This window comes from Pseudomonas jinjuensis (assembly GCF_900103845.1).
Taxonomy (GTDB): domain Bacteria; phylum Pseudomonadota; class Gammaproteobacteria; order Pseudomonadales; family Pseudomonadaceae; genus Pseudomonas; species Pseudomonas jinjuensis.
Genome location: NZ_FNIJ01000008.1, coordinates 41,335 through 57,856 on the forward strand (window position 1 = coordinate 41,335; position 16,522 = coordinate 57,856).

17 protein-coding genes are annotated in these 16,522 nt (G+C 67.0%); 3 read left to right on the forward strand and 14 right to left on the reverse strand.

All coding sequences use genetic code 11. The features are described from left to right. The first annotated feature begins 35 nt into the window (after nucleotides 1-35). Nucleotides 36-791, forward strand: a complete 756-nt coding sequence (locus BLR75_RS27350; protein WP_371858100.1) for a methyl-accepting chemotaxis protein — start codon at nucleotides 36-38, stop codon at nucleotides 789-791. A gap of 134 nt (nucleotides 792-925) precedes the next feature. Here the strand turns inward: BLR75_RS27350 and hpaC are convergent, their stop codons facing one another. Next, nucleotides 926-1,450: a 4-hydroxyphenylacetate 3-monooxygenase, reductase component gene (gene hpaC / locus BLR75_RS12855; protein ID WP_084309734.1), complete on the reverse strand. Its 525-nt coding sequence runs from the start codon at nucleotides 1,448-1,450 to the stop codon at nucleotides 926-928. Between the two features lie 231 nt (nucleotides 1,451-1,681). On the opposite strand from hpaC, the gene BLR75_RS12860 reads away from it, so the two are divergent. Then, nucleotides 1,682-2,323 (forward strand): response regulator transcription factor, encoded by a 642-nt coding sequence (locus tag BLR75_RS12860; RefSeq protein ID WP_084309733.1) that lies wholly within the window; start codon nucleotides 1,682-1,684, stop codon nucleotides 2,321-2,323. A gap of 233 nt (nucleotides 2,324-2,556) precedes the next feature. On the opposite strand, the gene BLR75_RS12865 is transcribed toward BLR75_RS12860, so the two are convergent. The 8 genes from BLR75_RS12865 to BLR75_RS12900 all read right to left on the reverse strand — a co-directional run bounded on the left by BLR75_RS12865 (nucleotide 2,557) and on the right by BLR75_RS12900 (nucleotide 9,381). Continuing rightward, nucleotides 2,557-3,510, reverse strand: coding sequence for a PDR/VanB family oxidoreductase (locus BLR75_RS12865; RefSeq protein WP_084309732.1), 954 nt, complete (start codon nucleotides 3,508-3,510; stop codon nucleotides 2,557-2,559). A gap of 148 nt (nucleotides 3,511-3,658) precedes the next feature. Then, nucleotides 3,659-4,399, reverse strand: a complete 741-nt coding sequence (locus tag BLR75_RS12870) for an SDR family NAD(P)-dependent oxidoreductase (protein ID WP_084309731.1) — start codon at nucleotides 4,397-4,399, stop codon at nucleotides 3,659-3,661. 10 nt (nucleotides 4,400-4,409) lie between these two features. Next, nucleotides 4,410-4,910, reverse strand: coding sequence for an aromatic-ring-hydroxylating dioxygenase subunit beta (locus tag BLR75_RS12875; RefSeq protein WP_084309730.1), 501 nt, complete (start codon nucleotides 4,908-4,910; stop codon nucleotides 4,410-4,412). Continuing rightward, nucleotides 4,907-6,175, reverse strand: a complete 1,269-nt coding sequence (locus tag BLR75_RS12880; RefSeq protein WP_084309729.1) for an aromatic ring-hydroxylating oxygenase subunit alpha — start codon at nucleotides 6,173-6,175, stop codon at nucleotides 4,907-4,909. The genes BLR75_RS12875 and BLR75_RS12880 overlap by 4 nt, the downstream gene beginning before the upstream one ends. Before the next feature lie 10 nt (nucleotides 6,176-6,185). Further along, entirely contained in the window at nucleotides 6,186-7,334 is a 1,149-nt protein-coding gene (locus BLR75_RS12885; RefSeq protein WP_084309728.1) for an amidase, read from the reverse strand. After that, a complete protein-coding gene (locus BLR75_RS12890; RefSeq protein ID WP_084309727.1) occupies nucleotides 7,331-7,831 on the reverse strand; it encodes a nuclear transport factor 2 family protein in 501 nt (166 codons plus the stop codon). The genes BLR75_RS12885 and BLR75_RS12890 overlap by 4 nt, the downstream gene beginning before the upstream one ends. Nucleotides 7,832-7,834: 3 nt before the next feature. After that, a complete protein-coding gene (locus tag BLR75_RS12895) occupies nucleotides 7,835-8,206 on the reverse strand; it encodes a hypothetical protein (protein WP_084309726.1) in 372 nt (123 codons plus the stop codon). Between the two features lie 23 nt (nucleotides 8,207-8,229). Then, nucleotides 8,230-9,381 carry an acyl-CoA dehydrogenase family protein gene (locus BLR75_RS12900; RefSeq protein ID WP_084309725.1) on the reverse strand — a complete coding sequence of 384 codons (1,152 nt, stop codon included), beginning with the start codon at nucleotides 9,379-9,381 and terminating at the stop codon, nucleotides 8,230-8,232. Between the two features lie 214 nt (nucleotides 9,382-9,595). Between BLR75_RS12900 and BLR75_RS12905 the strand changes: the two genes are divergently transcribed. Continuing rightward, nucleotides 9,596-11,065 (forward strand): PAS domain S-box protein, encoded by a 1,470-nt coding sequence (locus BLR75_RS12905; RefSeq protein WP_084309724.1) that lies wholly within the window; start codon nucleotides 9,596-9,598, stop codon nucleotides 11,063-11,065. 229 nt (nucleotides 11,066-11,294) lie between these two features. Here BLR75_RS12905 and BLR75_RS12910 read toward each other — a convergent pair whose 3' ends face one another. The 5 genes from BLR75_RS12910 to paaY all read right to left on the reverse strand — a co-directional run bounded on the left by BLR75_RS12910 (nucleotide 11,295) and on the right by paaY (nucleotide 16,521). Then, nucleotides 11,295-12,785 carry an aldehyde dehydrogenase family protein gene (locus BLR75_RS12910; RefSeq protein ID WP_084309723.1) on the reverse strand — a complete coding sequence of 497 codons (1,491 nt, stop codon included), beginning with the start codon at nucleotides 12,783-12,785 and terminating at the stop codon, nucleotides 11,295-11,297. 21 nt (nucleotides 12,786-12,806) lie between these two features. Beyond that, on the reverse strand, nucleotides 12,807-13,214 hold the full coding sequence (locus BLR75_RS12915; RefSeq protein ID WP_084309722.1) for a c-type cytochrome: 408 nt from the start codon (nucleotides 13,212-13,214) through the stop codon (nucleotides 12,807-12,809). Between the two features lie 673 nt (nucleotides 13,215-13,887). Then, nucleotides 13,888-14,802 (reverse strand): transcriptional regulator FeaR, encoded by a 915-nt coding sequence (gene feaR, locus BLR75_RS12920; protein WP_084309721.1) that lies wholly within the window; start codon nucleotides 14,800-14,802, stop codon nucleotides 13,888-13,890. Nucleotides 14,803-14,920: 118 nt separating this feature from the next. Next, the gene (gene paaX / locus BLR75_RS12925; protein WP_084309785.1) at nucleotides 14,921-15,844 is read right to left on the reverse strand and encodes a phenylacetic acid degradation operon negative regulatory protein PaaX; all 924 of its coding nucleotides are present in this window, start codon (nucleotides 15,842-15,844) and stop codon (nucleotides 14,921-14,923) included. A gap of 77 nt (nucleotides 15,845-15,921) precedes the next feature. Then, nucleotides 15,922-16,521: a phenylacetic acid degradation protein PaaY gene (paaY, locus tag BLR75_RS12930; RefSeq protein WP_084309720.1), complete on the reverse strand. Its 600-nt coding sequence runs from the start codon at nucleotides 16,519-16,521 to the stop codon at nucleotides 15,922-15,924. Nucleotide 16,522: the final 1 nt, after the last annotated feature.

Here is a 16,522-nt window from a genome sequence, read left to right on the forward strand (position 1 = left end):
AGTCGGCGCTGGTCGCCCGCGAGGCCAGCGATGGCATGCAGCAGCAGTTCCGCGAAATCGAACAGGTGGCCACCGCATTGCACGAGATGTCCGCCACTGCCCAGGACTCGGCGCGCAACGCCGCCCAGGCCGCCGAAGCCGCCCACCATGCCGACCAGGCCGCCCACGAAGGCCTCGGCGTGATCGCCCACGCCACCAGCGGCATCGACGAACTGGCCCGCGGCATGACCGCTGCGATGAGCCAGGTGCAGGACCTCGCGGAGCGTAGCGAGCAGATCGGCCAGGTGCTGGAGGTGATCTGCTCCATCGCCGAACAGACCAACCTGCTCGCCCTCAACGCCGCCATCGAAGCCGCCCGCGCCGGCGAACAGGGCCGCGGCTTCGCCGTGGTCGCCGACGAAGTGCGCGGACTGGCACGCCGCACGCAGAGCTCGGTGGAGGAAATCCGCCAGGTCATCGACAACCTGCAAGTCGGCACCCGCGAAGTCGCCCAGGCCATGCACGGCAGCCACGACCAGGCGCAGGAGAACGTCAGCCAGGTGCAGCAGGCGGTGCAAGCGCTGCAGCGCATCGCCACGTCGATCAACCTGATCAGCGAGATGAACCTGCAGATCGCCAGCGCCGCAGAGGAACAGAGCAGCGTCGCCGAAGAGATCAACCGCAACATCGAGGCGATCCGCGACGTGACCCATTCATTGTCGGGACAGGCGGAGCAGTCGGCACAGGTCAGCCACCGCCTGAACGAGATGGCGGATTACCAGCGGCAGTTGATTCAGCGGTTCAGGGTTTGACTGAGCGGTGATCGTTCCCACGCTCCTGCGTGGGAATGCAGCCCTTGACGCTCCCGCGTCGAAGGGGACGCGGAGCGCCCCAGGATGAGTTCCCACGCGGGAGCACGGGAACCATCGTGATGGTCATTCCGCCATCAGCGCGCGCAATGCGCCGGCGCGGCGGCACGGTCGACGCGGTGGAACAGGCGGTTGAAGTACACCAGGCTGTCGCCCTGCTCGCGCACGGCGACCTGGTCCAGCTCGACGAACATCACCGAATGCGAACCGACTTCCTTGCACTCGCTGATGCGTCCGCCCAGGGTCACCAGCGCATCACGCAGCACCGGACCTTCGGTGCAGGCGCTGTCCCACAGGTCCCAGGCGAAGCGCTCTTCCATCGGCACCCGGGTCATCCCGGCGAAGTGCCGCGCCAGCTCTTCCTGCTCGCCGCGCAGCACGTTGACGCAGAGGTATCCGTTGCTGCGGAACACGTCGTGGCTGGCGCTGTTGCGGTTGATGCAGACCAGCACGGTCGGCGGCGAATCGGTGACCGAGCACACCGCGCTGGCGGTGATGCCGCAGCGTCCGCCGGGACCGTTGCTGGTGATGATGTTCACCGCCGCCGGCAGTTGGGCCATGGCGTTGCGGAAGTCGATCTGGGTCTGGCTAAGGTCGGCCATCTCGGCACCCCTTTTCTCTCGTGGGACCGCGCAAACGGTCCGTGGTTGATGGTTCGAGAGTAAGCGTCGGGGCAAGCCGGATGTATTCAGACGAACCCTATGCTGGAAGAAGATCGCCGCTAGTCATCTAGGGGGTTTCTTTATCGTCAGCGAGGACTCCAGTGGGTATCCTCCCTGGCATGCCTTGCGTCCCTCAGGGGCGAAAAATAATTAGAAAGACGTGGTAGCCCAATGGAAACCCGAAAGCCCGTTGTATATATCGTCGACGACGACAAGGACCTGCGCACCTCGCTGGCCTGGCTGCTCGAATCGGTCAGCGTGCAGGCCCTGTGCTGCGCCGGCGCCGACGAATTCCTCGCCCAATACGACCCCTGCCAGCCCGCCTGCCTGGTGGTGGACGTGCGCATGCCGGAGACCAGCGGCTTCCAGCTGCAGGAAATCCTCAACGAGCGCGGCATCGCGCTGCCGACCATCTTCGTCTCGGCCCACGGCGACATCCCGATGTCGGTGAAGGCGATGAAGAACGGCGCCATCGATTTCGTCGAGAAACCCTACAACCCGCAGCAGATGCTGGAACGCATCCAGGCCGCGCTGAAGGACGCCGTGCAGGTGCATGCAGGGGCCACCCAGCGCCAGCAGCTGCAATGCAAGCTCGACCTGCTCACCAGCCGCGAACGCGAGGTGCTGGGCATGGTGATCGACGGCAAGGCGAGCAAGGTGATCGCCCGCGAGCTGAATATCAGTGTGAAGACCGTGGATGTGCACCGCACCAAGATCAAGGAAAAGATGGGCGTATCGAGCATCGCCATGCTGGTGCGCGAAGTGCTCGACCTGGGCGGGAAGGAAGCGGCGGCTAGGCATCGGCAATTGTAGGAGCGCGCCATGCGCGCGACCCGTTTCCTGTCGCGGGCATGGCCCGCTCCTACAGGTGATCGTTCCCACGCTCCTGCGTGGGAATGCCGCTCTCGACGCGCCCGCGTCGATGGGACGCGGGAGCGTCCCCGGATGCGTTACCACGCGGGAGCGTGGGAACGATGGGGCTTTCGTAGGATGGGTTGAGCGCAGCGATACCCATCGGCCCGGACGCGGGAGCGTCCGGGCATGCCTTATAGATCCAACACCAACCGCGCACTCCTCGCCCGCGAGACGCACGCGCAGATCTGCTTGTTGGAGGCCTTTTCCTTGTTCGACAGGCAGTTGTCGCGGTGGTCCGGTTCGCCTTCGATCACTTCGACGATGCAGGTGCCGCAGATGCCTTCGCGGCATTCGGTGTCGATGTCGCAGCCGTGGGCCTGCAGCACGTCGACCAGGCTGGAATCCGCCGGCACATGCAGGACCACGCCGGAGCTGGACAGCTCGACTTCGAACGAACCCGCCGGAGCGGAATTCGCCGCCGGGTCCGCCTGGAAATGCTCGAGGTGGATGTTGTCCTCTGGACGCGTGCGTGAAGCGACTTCCACCACCTTGTTCATGAACGGCGCCGGGCCGCAGGTGTAGACGTGGGCGGCAGTGCCGGCACGTTCCAAGCAGGCGGACAGCGCGCCATCCAGGTCGGCCGGTTCGACGCCGTAGTGGAACTCCACCTTGCCGGCGAACGCCTCGCTCTCCAGCAGACGGGCGAAGGCCGCGTGCTCCGGCGAGCGGGCGAAATAGTGCAGGCGATACGGCTGGCCGCTGGCGTTCAACTTGTAGGCCATGGAGAGCAGCGGCGTGACGCCGATGCCGGCGGCGAACAGCACGTGTTCGCTCGCCTGCGGGGCGATGCGGAACAGGTTGCGCGGTGCGCCCATCTCCAGTTCCATGCCCTCGCTCACCTGCTCGTGCAAGGCGCTGGAGCCGCCGCGCGAGGCGGCTTCCTTCTTCACCGCCACCAGGTAGGCGGCGCGGTCGTCCGGCGGGCTGCACAGCGAGTACTGGCGGGTCACGCCGGTGGGGCCGGTGACGTCGACATGGGCGCCCGGCTCGTAGGCGTCGAACGGCTGGCCGTCACTGCGCACGAGGCGGAAGGATCGGACATCCAGGGCTTCGTCGACGATCCTTTCGATTCTTACCTTCATCATTGCATCACCTTGCTAGGCATTGGTGCGGGCTCCGTGGCCCCCTACCCGGCCCCTGCGGAGAGCGGACGGGTTCGTCGGTTGGGTAATGGAGCGAAGGCTTGCCCTCACCCTAACCCTCTCCCGGGGGGAGAGGGTTAGGGTGAGGGGCTCAACGCATGAACAACCCGCCATTGATGTCCCAGCACGCGCCAGTCACCGAAGCGGCATTGTCGGAAGCCAGCAGCAACACCGTGTCGGCGATGTACTCGGGCGAGCCGAGGCTGCCGACCGGGATCATCTGCAGGATCTGCTCCAGCCGTTCCGGTGCAACGCTCTCGCGCACCACCGGCAGGTCCAGCGGACCGGGGGAGATGCTGTTGACCGTCACCCCACGCCCGGCCAGCTCGCGGGCGAATACCTTGGTCAGGGTCGCCACGCCGCCCTTCGCCGCCGCGTAGTGGGCGCCGGTGGCGGTGCCGCCGTTCTGCCCGGCCAGCGAGGCGATGTTGATGATCCGGCCGAAGCCGCGTTCGGCGAAGTGCGCGCCGAACACCTGGGAGGCGACGAAGGTGCCGCGCAGGTTGACCGCCATCGACTCGTCGAACTCTTCCGGGGTGATCTCCATCAGCGGCGCGACCTTCGACACCCCGGCGTTGTTCACCAGGATGTCGCAGCCGCCCCAGCGCTCCGCGAGCAGGTCGCGGGCGTGCAGGAAGTCGGCCTTTTCGCGCACGTCCAGTTCGATGGCGATGGCCGTTTCAGCGGAGGGATCGAGCAGGTCGGCGTTGTGCTGCACGGCGTCGAGCCGCACATCGGCCAGCGCCACGCGGTAGCCGGCAGCGTGCAGGCGGCGGGCGATGCATTCGCCCAACCCACGGGAAGCGCCGGTAATCAATGCGACTCGGGACATGGGAAACCCCTTACAGCAGGAAGCCGAGCGCGCCGAGCGCGTCGGTGGAGTTGATCAGGCGCACCACCTTCTGCTCCAGGCGGGCGACGCCGTTGCCGAAGCGGATGCGGTGGGTCAGGTCGGCCACGAACGGGGTGTGCACGCCGCGCTTGTAGGCGTAGAGGATCTGCGCGGAGCGCACTTCCAGCACATCGCCGGCGGCTTCCACCAGGCGGAAGCGCGAGACGCTGCGCACGGTCTTCGCCGCGTCCAGCGCCGAGGGTGAATGGCCGGAGGTCAGGCGTTCGATGCGCAGGCCGCGCATGCGCGCGTCGTCGTAGGCGTAGTTGAGGCTGGCGGCGAAGTCGGTGGTGTCCGGGTCGATCGGCACCACGTAGATGCCGTCCTCGCTCCACAGCGACGCCCACTCGGCGTATTCCTTGCGGTCCAGCAGCTCGGCCTCGCGCCAGATGAATTCGATGGCCTGGGCCAGCGGGCCGGACAGACCGTCCAGGGTGTCGAGAGTGCTCATTGGCTCATCATCCTTTTCCACATTTGATAGGCCTCGCGCATGCCGCCTTCGTCGGTGGCGTGGGAAACCCTGTCGCCGTTCTGGGCGATCACTTCGCGGTTCAGGCCGCGGTTGACCAGGATCGGTGCGTTCGGGCCGGCATGGGCGCCGCGCTGCACGCGATCCCAGGCCTCGGCGTCGTCCGGGCTGCCGAAGCCGAACGGGCCCTGGAAGTGCTCGTGGATGCGCATGCGCTCGCGGTTGGCGATTTCCGGGCCGCCGTCCATGCCGAGGGCGACGTGGCGGATTTCCGTCTCGGTGACGGAGATCGGCCGCAGCACGCGGAAGAACGACATCGACATGGCGACGTTGGGAAACAGGTTGAGGTTGAAGCCGGCGCCGTGCAGCGAACGCACGATGCGGCGCACCTGCTCGGGCGGCATGGTCTTCGACAGTTCCTCGGTGACGTGGGCGAAGCGCTCCTGCAGCTGCTCCGTGCCGTCGTCATGGTCGAGGTCGACGTGCTCGGGGACCATCACCATCACGCTGTGGCCGTTGCCCAGCGCGTGGGTCACGGCCTGCTCGTCGGTCATGAACGAGAGCATTTCCTCGGTTTCCTCATCCACCGAGGACATGAACGACTTGTGCACGATAGGGAAGTGGTAGCCGTCGGTGGTGTTCTCCAGCTGGATCTTCCAGTTGCCCTTGAAGGTGAACTTGTGTTCGCCCTGGGTCTTGATCGGATAGCCGGCGCCCTGCTTCATGAACAGGTCCATCCAGTGCCTGGCGCCGCCGAGGAAGTCTTCCAGCGGCTCGGCTTCGTCGTTGTAGGTGGCGAAGACCATGCCGGCGTAGCTCTCCACGCGCAGGCTGGTCAGCGGCAGCTCGGACTTGTCGAGGATGTCCTCGTAGCCGTCCGGATACGGCAACGCGCGCAGCTTGCCGTCCAGCGCGTAGGACCAGCTGTGGTACGGGCAGGTGAAGCCGGTGGCGTTGCCCTTGTGCTTCTCGCAAACCGTGGCGCCACGGTGGCGGCAGCGGTTTTCCAGGACGTTGATCTTGCCCTTCTTGTCGCGCACCACGATCACCGGGCGACGGCCGATGGTTGCGGTCTTGAAGTCGCCGGAATTGCGGACTTCGCTTTCGTGGGCGACCCACACCCAGGTGCGGTAGAAGATCTTTTCCAGCTCGACCTCGAACAGTGCGGGGTCGGTGTACAGCGAAACGTCGACGCGGTCGCTCCGGACCAGTTCGTCGGCGCTGCGCGATGTGGCGATAAGGTTCATGCGCTTCTCCTCAAGCCGTTTTCCTGTTGGCCGGCCGCTCCGCGACCAGTGCTTGTTCCAGTTGCGCGCCAAAGGCGCAGATACGTTCGTCGGCGCCCTTGCGGCCGACGATCTGCAGGCCGATCTTCAGCCCGCCGCATTCCAGTTCCACCGGCACCGACAGCGCCGGGTGGCCGCTGAGGTTGAATGGCCGCACCAGGGCGGTCATGCCCGCGACCATCCGCCCACCGGCGCGTGCTTCCCTGAGCAGCGGCGGCAGGCCCGGCAGGGTCGGCAGCAGCAGCACTTCGTAGTCTTCCAGGGCGGCATCCACCGCCTGGCTGAAGCGCTGGCGTACGACCTCCGCCTCGGCAAGCGCGGCAGCGTCGGTACGGCTGGCGGCCAGCAGGCGCTGCTCGACATCGGCGCCCAGCAGGCCCTTGCCGGTCAGGCTGCCGAGGGCCGCCCAGTTTTCGTGATCGATCACCGTCAGGCCGGCGGCGAAGGCTTCGTCGAAGCCCTCCAGACGCAGGCTGCCGCGGCGCCAGCCGGCGCGGTCGGCGGCAACGCCGATGCGCGACAGCAGGTTCGGTTCGGCGGCCACGTCGAGCAGCGCCACACGCGCTCCGGCACCGGGGGCGACGATGTCGCCGAAGTCCGGGCAGATCACCTGCATCGCGGCGATCAGATGGTCCATGCCCGCGGCGAACGGGCCGACGCAGTCCAGGCTGCTGGCGGCAGGATGCACGCCGGCGCAGCTGACGCGGCCGAAGGTCGGCTTCAGGCCGGCGATGCCGCAGCAGGCCGCCGGTACGCGCACCGAGCCACCGGTATCGGTGCCCAGGGCGATATCGGCGAGGCCGGCAGCGACCGCTACCGCCGAACCGCTGGACGAGCCACCCGGCACGCGCTCCGGCGCCTGCGGGTTACCCGGCGTGCCGGTCCAGTCGTTGATGCCGGTAACGCCGAACGCCAGTTCGTGAAGGTTGGTCTTGCCGACGATGCGCCAGCCGGCATCGAGCACCGCGTCGACCACGTCGGCGTTGCGCTCGGCTGGCGCGGCGTCGGCCAGCGCGCGGCTGCCGCAGCGGGTGGGATGACCGGCGATGTCGATGCTGTCCTTGACCGCGACGCGCAAACCGTCGCCGCCAAGCTGGAATTCGCTGACGAACACGCTCATGCAGGTTGCTCCTCGCGAGTCGCGCCGAGCGGCTGCTGGTACAGGCGCCGGGTGCGGAAATGGCTGATCTGCCAGGTGCCGGCGACGCAGCGGAAATCGATGTCCAGGCGCGTGCCGAACAGTTCGCTGTGGCCTTCGGCGTAGGTGGAAATCTGCTGCATCAGCCACTGCCCACGCGCGCCCTCGCCTTCCACGCGAATCGCTTCGCTGGCGAGGAAGTGCAGGTTCAGCGTGAAGTGCGGCGACGGCGGCAGCCAGGCGGCGACGAAGGCAGCCACCGCCGCGCGCCCCTGGTGGCGGCCGAAGGTCTGCGCGGTCTCGCGGCCGACGCCTTCCCAGACGGCGTCCTCGGCGAACAGCGCGGCCAGTTCGGCCTCGCTGGCGCGGGGGCTGCGCGGCACGTCGCAGAGGTCCATGTAGCGCGCCATCAGGCGGCGCACCTGGCTCTCCCCTTCGAGCACGGCCAGGCGGCGTTGCAGGTTCGCGAGATCGCTCATGGCTCAGGTCCGCGCGGCTTCGGGAATGGTCAGCGGACGGCCGATGCGCGCCTCGACCTTGGCGTACTTCCACAGGCTGTATTCGTTCACCGGCGTGGTGCGGAACAGGTTGCAGGCGTCGATCACGCTCTGGTGGCAGTCGACGTCGGCCATGATGTAGACGGTCCACGGCGAGGTGGTGGAGGCGCCGACCATCAGGCGGTCGTCATCCAGCGCGCCGAGCACGCTCACGCCGGGCAGCGCGCCGAGCGAGCCCATCATCTGGCTGAAGCCCTTCCACACGGCGAGGCCTTCGCCGGTGGGCAGGTCGAAGAAGTTCTGCGTGATGCCGATGCAGAACAGTACGCGCAGGGGTTCCTGGGTGGTCTGGGTCATGCTGGAGTCCTTGAAGAGTCGGGTTACAGGTAGCCGGGGATCGGCGGCACGCCGAGGAACACCGCGCCGGCGCCGTCGTACATGCCGTCGCTGAGGAAGGCGTGCTGGGTGACCACCATGGAATCGCGCAGGTAGCGCTGCAGCGGGTTGCCCAGGTAGATCGCCGAGGTGCCGGCAAGGCCGTAGGCGCGCTGCACGGCGGCGGCGCCGGCGCGGGAAACGTGCACGGCGGCCAGGCGCAGCAGGCTGACCTGATCGGGCGTCACCGGATTGCCGGCGAGGATGGATTCCCACACCTCTTCGGTGGCGTCGTAGAAGAAGCTGCGCGCGGCGCGCAGGTCGGCTTCCGCCTTGCCCACCTCGATGCGCACGTAGGCGCGGTCGGCCAGTTTGGGCGCGCCGGTGATGCCGCCGCCGGAGGCCATGCGCGTCACTTCATCGAGGGCGGCGCGGCCGAGGCCGAGGTTGACCACGGCGAGAACCTGGGCGGCGTAGGCGATGGTCGGGTAGCGGTAGAGAGGCTCGTCGATGGTCGCTTCGCCGCCGCGGATGAAGGTCCAGCGGTCTTCGACGAAGGCGCCTTCGAGACGCAGGTCATGGCTGCCGGTACCTTTCAGGCCGACCACGTCCCAGTTCTCGATGATTTCCACACGACTGGCCGGCAGCAGCGCGGTACGCGGGCGTCCACCCGGACCGGCGGCGCCGATGCCGACACCGAGCACGTCGGCGCCCTTACAGCCGCTGGCGAATTTCCAGGTGCCGGTGACCTTCCAGCCGCCTTCCACCTGCTCCGCCGGTTGCAGCGGGAACAGGCCGCCGGCGAACACCAGGTCGGGACCATGGGCATACAGTTCGGCCTGGCTTTCCTTCGGCAAAGCGGCGAGATAGGTGCTGGCGCTGCCGAAGCTGGCGACCCAGCCGGCGGAGCCATCGGCTTCCGAGATGCGTTCGATCAGGCGCAGGAATTCGGCCGGCGGTATCGCGTCGCCGCCGAAGCATTTCGGCGTGGCGGAGCGATAGATGCCGACCTCCTTGAAGCGCTCGATCATGTCGCGCGGGACGTGGGTGCGCAGGTCGAATTCCTGGCGGCGCCGACGCACCTCGTCGAGAACCTGCTCGAAGTCCGCGACGGTTCCGCAGGGTGCTTCTGGCGCGGCGACGGCTGGGTTCAGCATGGGCGTCATCTCCGTTGTTGTTCTGTTGTTCTTGGTCGGGGCCATGCCGCCTGGGCGGCGATTGAAGCCAGTGTATGGAGCGCAACCGAGGCCCAACTATTGGGGCGTGCAGCCCGGCGACTAAGGAAATCCCCTAGTCCCGCGCTGGTAACTTCCGAGCGTCGCCGGGCGGGCACTCGGGTATAACGGGCAGGTACACCGCGAGAGCCACGACATGCAGCCCGCCGAGAAAGACTTCCAGCAACTGATCGAAGCCATGCCGCTGTGCATCCTCCTGCACGACGCGCAGACCAAGGAGATCCTCTGGGCCAACCGCGCCGCCCTGCAGATGCTCGGCTTCACCCTGGAGGAACTGATCCCGCTGAAGGCGCCGGACATGACCAAGCACGCGCCGCAGTACCGCCGCTCGATCGGCCTGCGCTGGCTGGAACGCGCCGCGCGCACCGGCCAGCGCGCCATCGAGTGGTGCTACCGCTCCAAGCAGGGCGAGGAAATCCTCGCCGAGGCGGTCGCCACCCTGGTGCACCTGGCTGAACGCGACGTGCTGATGGTGCAGTTCCGCGACATCTCCCGCGAGGAACAGGTCAAGCGCGACCTGCGGCGCTTCGAGAGCCGCCTGCACACCTTCATGCAGGACCTTGCCGAGGGCGTCGCGGTGCTCGGCCCGGAAGGCGATATCCGCTTCCTCAGCGAATCCGCCGCGCGCCTGCTGGAAGGCGACGAACAGGCGCTGCTCGGCGAGAACTTCCTCGCCTGGTGCGACGACGAATCCCGCGACCGGCTGGTCCGCCGCCTGCAACTGGACCCGCCGGACCGCACGCCCTACAGCGTGCATTACCACCTGCGGCGTCGCGACGGCGAATGGCGCTGGCACCACGCGACCTGCCGCTATATCGAGATCGAGGACGACCTGGTCGGCCACCTGCTGCTGTTCCGCGACGTCACCGAACAGGTCCGCGCCGAGGAAGCGCGCCGGCAGAGCGAACGCAAGCTGGAATACCTGGCGCGCTACAACGCCATGGGCGAGATGGCCGTGGCCATCGCCCACGAACTGAGCCAGCCGCTGGCGGCGACGCGCAACTTCATCGAGGGCACCTCCATCCGCCTCGGCCAGCAGGGCGAGATCGATCCCTCGGTGGCCTGGGGCCTGGACAGCGCGGTACGGCAGATCGAACACGCCTCGGAGATCATCAAGAGCGTGCGCGAATACGTGGTGAAGCTGGAGCAGGCCGAGCAGGTCGTCGACCTCAACGACCTGCTGCAGGAGACGCGCTACTTCATCAGCCTCAAGGCGCAGGACGCCGGCGTGCGCCTGGAAGTGGAACCGGGCGCCGAACCGCTGCCAGTGAGCTGCGAGAAGGTGCTGGTCGGACAGGTGATTCTCAACCTGGCATTCAACGCCATCGAGGAAATGGCCGACCTCTCCGCCGAGCGCCGCGTGCTGCGCATCCATACCCGCGCTGTGGGTGATCGCGTGCAACTCTGCGTGGAGGATCGCGGACGAGGCATCGATGCGGGAGCACGGGAGAAGCTGTTCGACGGGTTCTTCAGCTCCAAGGTCAGCGGCAACGGCATCGGGTTGGCGCTGTGCAGGAACATCATTGGCCGGCATCGCGGGGATATCTGGGCTGAGAACGTCGAGCCGTGCGGGGCGATGTTCTGTTTTTCGTTGCCGAGAGCCTGATGAAGTGGGCACCGCGCTTTTGTAGGGTGCATAACGCGCCAGCGTTATCCACCGACCTGCGCTAACGGCGGATGAAGCGTTCCGCTTCATTCGCCCTACATCCACCACCCACACCAAGCACGCAAACCCTGTGTAGGAGCGGGCCATGCCCGCGACCCGTCACGATGTCACGCACAAAAAAAAAGCAGGCCAACCGGCCTGCCGAGAGGTGGAACGCGAACTTGCTCTGTCAGTGCGCGATGCACACCGACTTGACCTCGGTATAGGCCTCGACCACAGCACGGCCGAACTCACGCCCCATGCCGGACTGCTTGACCCCGCCGAACGGCATGCTCGGGTCGAGCAGCACGTGGGCGTTGACCCATACGGTGCCGGACTCGATGCGTGGCACCAGGTTCATCGCCTTGGTCAGGTCGTTGGTCCACAGGCTGGCGCCCAGGCCGTATTCGCTGTCGTTGGCCATCTCGATGGCCTCATCCTCGTCGCTGAACGGCAGTACGCCGAGCACCGGGCCGAAGACTTCGTCGCGGGCGATGGCCATCTTCTGGGTCACGTCGGCGAGGATGGTCGGCTGGACGTAGAAGCCATCGCCCTCGCCCGCCGCGCCGCCACAGACCACGCGCGCGCCTTCGCGGCGGGCGGTTTCGATGTGCTTGAGCACGCTCTGCTGCTGCTTGCGCGAGACCAGCGGATTGACCTGCGCGCTGGCGTCCATCCCGGCGCCCAGGCTCATGCCGCTCACGGCGGCGCCGAGCTTCTCGACGAACTCGGCGTAACGCGATTCATGCACGTAGAAGCGCGAGGCGGCGGCGCAGACCTGGCCGTTGTTCAGCAGACCGCCGAGCAGCGCGCCCTGTACGGCCTTGTCGATATCCGCATCGGCCAGCACGATCATCGGGTTCTTGCCGCCCAGTTCCAGGGCGAAGCGGGTCATGTTCTGCATGGCGGCGATGCCGACGCTGCGGCCCACCGCGGTTGAGCCGGTGAACGAGACCTTGCTGATCAGCGGGTGCGAGGCCAGGCCGCCACCCACGGTGGCGCCGCCACCGGTGACCAGGTTGAACACGCCGGCCGGCACGCCAGCCTCGAAGGCCAGTTCGGCGAGGCGCAGGGCGGTCAGCGGGGTTTCGCTGGCGGGCTTGATCACCACGGTGCAGCCGGTGGCCAGCGCCGGCATCAGTTTCCAGATGGCGATCATCATCGGGAAGTTCCACGGCACGATGCCGGCCACCACGCCAACCGGCTCGCGGCGGGTGTAGGCGGTGAAGCGGGCGCCCGGCGGCAGCGGGATGGACACGTCCATGGTGGTGCCTTCGATCTTCGTCGCCCAGCCGGCCATGTAGCGCATGAACTCGACGGTGGCGCCGACGTCCAGCATGCGCGACAGGTTGATCGACTTGCCCTGGCTGAGGGTTTCCAGCTGGGCCAGTTCCTCGCCGTTCTGCTCCACCAGGTCGGCGAAGCGCAGCAGGATGCGTTCGCGGTCGGCCGGACGCAGGTCGGACCACACGCGCGACTTGAATGCCGCATGGGCCGAACGCACGGCGCGGTCGAGCAGTTCGCTGTCGATGTCGGCGACCCGGGCGATGACTTCGCCGGTGGCCGGGTTGAGTACGTCGGAAGTCGGACCATCGGTGACGACCCAGGCGCCATCGATGAAACAGCCATGGCGGCGGCTGAGGAATTCGCTTACCTGGGGCAGGATTTCGGTAGTGCTCATGTTCACTCCTGGCAAAAGGGTTCAGTGCTGCCGGCTGAGCCAGCAGGTCACGGCGCGGCGCTCGGCTGCGTCGGCGAGACCGGCGAAGGGCATGTAGGTGCCGGGAACCGCGGACTGCGGCTGGGCGATGAAGGCATCGAGGCTGTCGCGGGACCAGGCCGCGCCCCTGGTCTTCATCGCTTCGGAATAGCTGAAGCCGGCCAGCGAGCCGGACATGCGGCCGACCACGCCGTGCAGGTTGGGGCCCATCATTCCCGGGCCTTCCTTGCTGGCGGCGTGGCACATGGAGCAGTCGCGGGCGAAGACGGTCTGGCCCTGCTCGGCTTCGGCGGCCGGGCAGGTGGCGGTCGCGGCGACGGCGGTCTGCGTGGCGGCCAGCGCCAGCAGCAGTGCGCCGGCGGCGGCCTTGAGGGTTTCGTGGAAGGACATCGGGGTTCCACCTCGGATGATCTGGCCGGCGGGGAAGCACGCCGGCGCGCGCGAGGGATTCGCGCTGGTCGAGGGGGATTGTTACTGGTGCACGGGGGGCGGGATTTTTTCTGTGTGCCAGTTGTGTTGTTGGGGGTGCCAGGAAGGCGAGTTGTCTGGTGGGCGTAGGGCGAATGAAGCGGAACGCTTCATTCGCCGTCAGCGGAGGTTGGCGGATAACGCTGGCGCGTTATGCGCCCTACGGGACTGGATTCCACGCGAACGCGGGGATCCAACAAACCTGTAGGAGCAACTGTCTTTACGCCATGGCCAACCGCTGATGTAGGGCGCATGAGGCGGAACGCTTCATCCGCCGATAAGGCCACGCCGATGGGATGGCGGATAGCGCTGGTGCGTTATGCCCTACGTGGCTGCTCATGGCCCGTTTGACGCCATACCTGTAGGAGCCAGCTTGCTGGCGATCCAGGTTTTCCCTAAGCGTCGGCGTGGAAGGAGAACACGGCAATCGCCAGCAAGCTGGCTCCTACAGGTTCTGTGCGTGCTTCAGGGGCGACGCGACTCCATGTAGGAGCAGGCCATGCCCGCGAAATCTTCGCCGTACCGATGGTCGCGGGCATGGCCCGCTTGTACGGAAAAGACATGGCCATGTCCCTTGCGGCGGGTTGCACCCGCCCTACTGGGTGTAGCGCTTGCGATACTCGCCCGGCGAAACGCCAAACCGCGACTTGAACGCCGTGGAGAAGTAGCTGGAATCCGAGAACCCCCAGGCATACCCCAGCGCCGACAGCTTCTGCTCGAAGTGCGCGTTGCGCAGGGACTCGGCGCAGAAGTCCAGGCGGCGGTTCTTGATGTACTGGGCGACGACCGTGCCCTTCTTCGAGAACATCCGGTACAGGCCGCGCACGGAGACGCCGACCTCGCGGGCGATCAGTTCCGGGCAGAGTTCCTCGGCGCTGATGTGCTCGTCGATGAAGGCCACCGCCTTGCGGAACAGCCGCTCATGGCTGTCGCACTCGCTTTCCTGGGCGCTGATCGCCGGGCGCAGCAGGCTGACCAGGGCGTCGAGGGTGGCCTCGCTTTCCTGCATACCGAGGCCGTCGTGGCGGCTGACTTCACGGACCAGATTGTTCGCCAGCAGGGCGATCGGCGCGCTGCCGGGGATGCGCGTGGCGCAGCTGACGCTGTTGAGCCGCGCACGCTCGAACACCTGGCGCGGCACGATCAGCGAGACCTGACGGGCGTCTTCCAGGTAGGTCATGCTGCTCGGCTGGCTGGCGTCGATCAGGGTGATGTCGCCCGCGGCCAGTTCCACGCGGTTGTCGCCCTGCTCCAGGCGCGAACGGCCATCGAGCTGGAACACCGCGTAGTAGTTGTTGCTGGCGCCGGCCGCCACTTCCGTGCGGGTCCGGTAGAGATTGATGTGGGCCAGTTCGACCTGGCTCAGCTTGATGGCGCCGCCCTGGAACTCCCTGAGTTCGCTGCGGAATTCCGGCCCCAGGGTGCGCGCGGCGAAGCGCCCGCAGGCCTGGTTGATCCGGCCGAGCCATGCCTCGAAGGCATCGCCCCTGATCTGGTGTGAGGTACTCATGACAGCAAGGCCTCGCGTTCATTGTTGTTATCAGCGTCCGCTTCGTTGAGCGGATCGTCATCGGCCGGCCACTTACCCTGCGGCAGGTGCGCAGGGTAAGGCACTTTTCAGGCCAATATCACTTCAATCCGCCGAAACGACGGTAGAAGCTTTCGCCCACGTCCGGCAGCGGGCCGTCGGCGGTTTCCAGGTTGTCGTTCAGCCACTCTTCCGCCCTGGCGAAGATCAGCCGGTAGATATTGCGACACAGCTGTCTCGCCGCGCGACCTTCCCAGTCGCCGGGCAGCAGTTCGTCCGGCAGCTGCGGATCGCGCAGGAGCAGCCGGCGGTATTCGTGGATCAGCAGGGTGCGGGCGAGGAAACAGTCCGACGGCTGCAGGTTGTCCTGCTCGCGCAGCACCTGCCAGAGCGGGCGGAACAGGCGGATGAACTCGCTGTAGTGGCTCGCCAGCTCGTCGATGTTCCAGCTTTCGCGCACCTGCAGGCGCATGGCGCGGGAAGCCAGCACGTCCTGGGCGTGGGTCTCGAAGACGATGCTGTCGTCCAGCGCTTCCAGGTCCTGCAGGGTGGTCACCAGGTCGGCGCGGTCGCAGCGCGGGCAGGCCAGCACGGTCGGGGCGATGGCGCCGAAGCCCTGCCATTCCAGTTCCTCGCGCACCTGCTTGCGCTTGTCCGCGGCCAACTGGGAGAGCATCACCAGGGTCCAGGAACCGTCCCAGGCCGGCAGGCTGGAGCTGTAGACCCGCTTGAAGGCCTTCTCGAAGCGCCGCCGGCCGGTGCCGGTCAGGCTGTAGTAGCTGCGCCGGCCGACCTTCTCGGCGGTCAGCCAGTCTTCCTTGGTCAGGCGGAAGATCGAGGTGCGGATCAGCCGCTCGTTGATGCCGATCGGCTCCAGCAGGTTGATCAGGCTGCCCAGCCAGACGGTACCGCCGTGGGGTTCGATGGCATCGCCGTAAAGGGTGATGATCAGCGAACTGGCGCGGATCGGCGTCTGTTCCTGGAAGCGGGTGATCAACTGGTTCAGCGGAGCGAGGGCGGTCATGGTCGGGCTGGGCGCGGTCAAAGCCCCGACTATACCTGTCCGCCGCCCCGCCTTGCCATTGGTGCGAACCGCAACGGTCATAGGGGTTTTGCCCCTTTCGGACGGAAGCCCGAGTCGCCCATGCGCGGACGCCCGGCCTCCACTTCCGCCAGCGGCTGGCACTCGACCATGCTCGCCAGGCAGCGCCGGGTCAGTTCCTGGTACTCGCGGGTGCCGCGCTGCTTCCAGGCCACCTCGTCGTCGCTGAGCTGGCGTTTCACCGCCGCCGGCGCGCCCATCACCAGGCTCTGCGGCGGGCATTCGAAGCCGGCCTTGACGAAGGCGGCGGCGGAGACGATGGAGCGTTCGCCGATGCGCGCCTTGTCCATCACCACCGCGTTCATCCCCACCAGCGCGTCGGCGCCGATGACGCAGCCGTGCAGCACCGCGCCGTGACCGATGTGGCCGTTGCGCTCGACCACGGTGTCGCTGTCCGGGAAGCCGTGCATCACGCAGGTATCCTGCAGGTTGGCGCCCTCTTCCAGGACGATCCGCCCGAAATCGCCGCGCAATGCCGCCAGCGGACCGATATAGCAGCCCGGACCGACGATCACGTCGCCGATCAGCACGGCGGTCGGATGCACATAGGCGCTCGGGTGAACCACCGGGGTAACCCCTTCCAGGCTGTAGCACGGCATG

What these genes read in the sequence shown, in the direction of transcription:
- BLR75_RS12860 (WP_084309733.1), top strand. Translation starts at nt 1,682, where the DNA reads ATGGAAACCCGAAAGCCCGTTGTATATATCGTCGACGACGACAAGGAC.
- BLR75_RS12870 (WP_084309731.1), bottom strand. Translation starts at nt 4,399, where the DNA reads ATGTCCCGAGTCGCATTGATTACCGGCGCTTCCCGTGGGTTGGGCGAA.
- BLR75_RS12910 (WP_084309723.1), bottom strand. Translation starts at nt 12,785, where the DNA reads ATGAGCACTACCGAAATCCTGCCCCAGGTAAGCGAATTCCTCAGCCGC.
- BLR75_RS12885 (WP_084309728.1), bottom strand. Translation starts at nt 7,334, where the DNA reads ATGAGCGTGTTCGTCAGCGAATTCCAGCTTGGCGGCGACGGTTTGCGC.
- hpaC (WP_084309734.1), bottom strand. Translation starts at nt 1,450, where the DNA reads ATGGCCGACCTTAGCCAGACCCAGATCGACTTCCGCAACGCCATGGCC.
- BLR75_RS12880 (WP_084309729.1), bottom strand. Translation starts at nt 6,175, where the DNA reads ATGAACCTTATCGCCACATCGCGCAGCGCCGACGAACTGGTCCGGAGC.
- feaR (WP_084309721.1), bottom strand. Translation starts at nt 14,802, where the DNA reads ATGAGTACCTCACACCAGATCAGGGGCGATGCCTTCGAGGCATGGCTC.
- BLR75_RS12865 (WP_084309732.1), bottom strand. Translation starts at nt 3,510, where the DNA reads ATGATGAAGGTAAGAATCGAAAGGATCGTCGACGAAGCCCTGGATGTC.
- BLR75_RS12875 (WP_084309730.1), bottom strand. Translation starts at nt 4,910, where the DNA reads ATGAGCACTCTCGACACCCTGGACGGTCTGTCCGGCCCGCTGGCCCAG.
- BLR75_RS12905 (WP_084309724.1), top strand. Translation starts at nt 9,596, where the DNA reads ATGCAGCCCGCCGAGAAAGACTTCCAGCAACTGATCGAAGCCATGCCG.
- paaX (WP_084309785.1), bottom strand. Translation starts at nt 15,844, where the DNA reads ATGACCGCCCTCGCTCCGCTGAACCAGTTGATCACCCGCTTCCAGGAA.
- BLR75_RS27350 (WP_371858100.1), top strand. Translation starts at nt 36, where the DNA reads ATGCAGCAGCAGTTCCGCGAAATCGAACAGGTGGCCACCGCATTGCAC.
- BLR75_RS12915 (WP_084309722.1), bottom strand. Translation starts at nt 13,214, where the DNA reads ATGTCCTTCCACGAAACCCTCAAGGCCGCCGCCGGCGCACTGCTGCTG.
- paaY (WP_084309720.1), bottom strand. Translation starts at nt 16,521, where the DNA reads ATGCCGTGCTACAGCCTGGAAGGGGTTACCCCGGTGGTTCACCCGAGC.
- BLR75_RS12900 (WP_084309725.1), bottom strand. Translation starts at nt 9,381, where the DNA reads ATGCTGAACCCAGCCGTCGCCGCGCCAGAAGCACCCTGCGGAACCGTC.
- BLR75_RS12895 (WP_084309726.1), bottom strand. Translation starts at nt 8,206, where the DNA reads ATGACCCAGACCACCCAGGAACCCCTGCGCGTACTGTTCTGCATCGGC.
- BLR75_RS12890 (WP_084309727.1), bottom strand. Translation starts at nt 7,831, where the DNA reads ATGAGCGATCTCGCGAACCTGCAACGCCGCCTGGCCGTGCTCGAAGGG.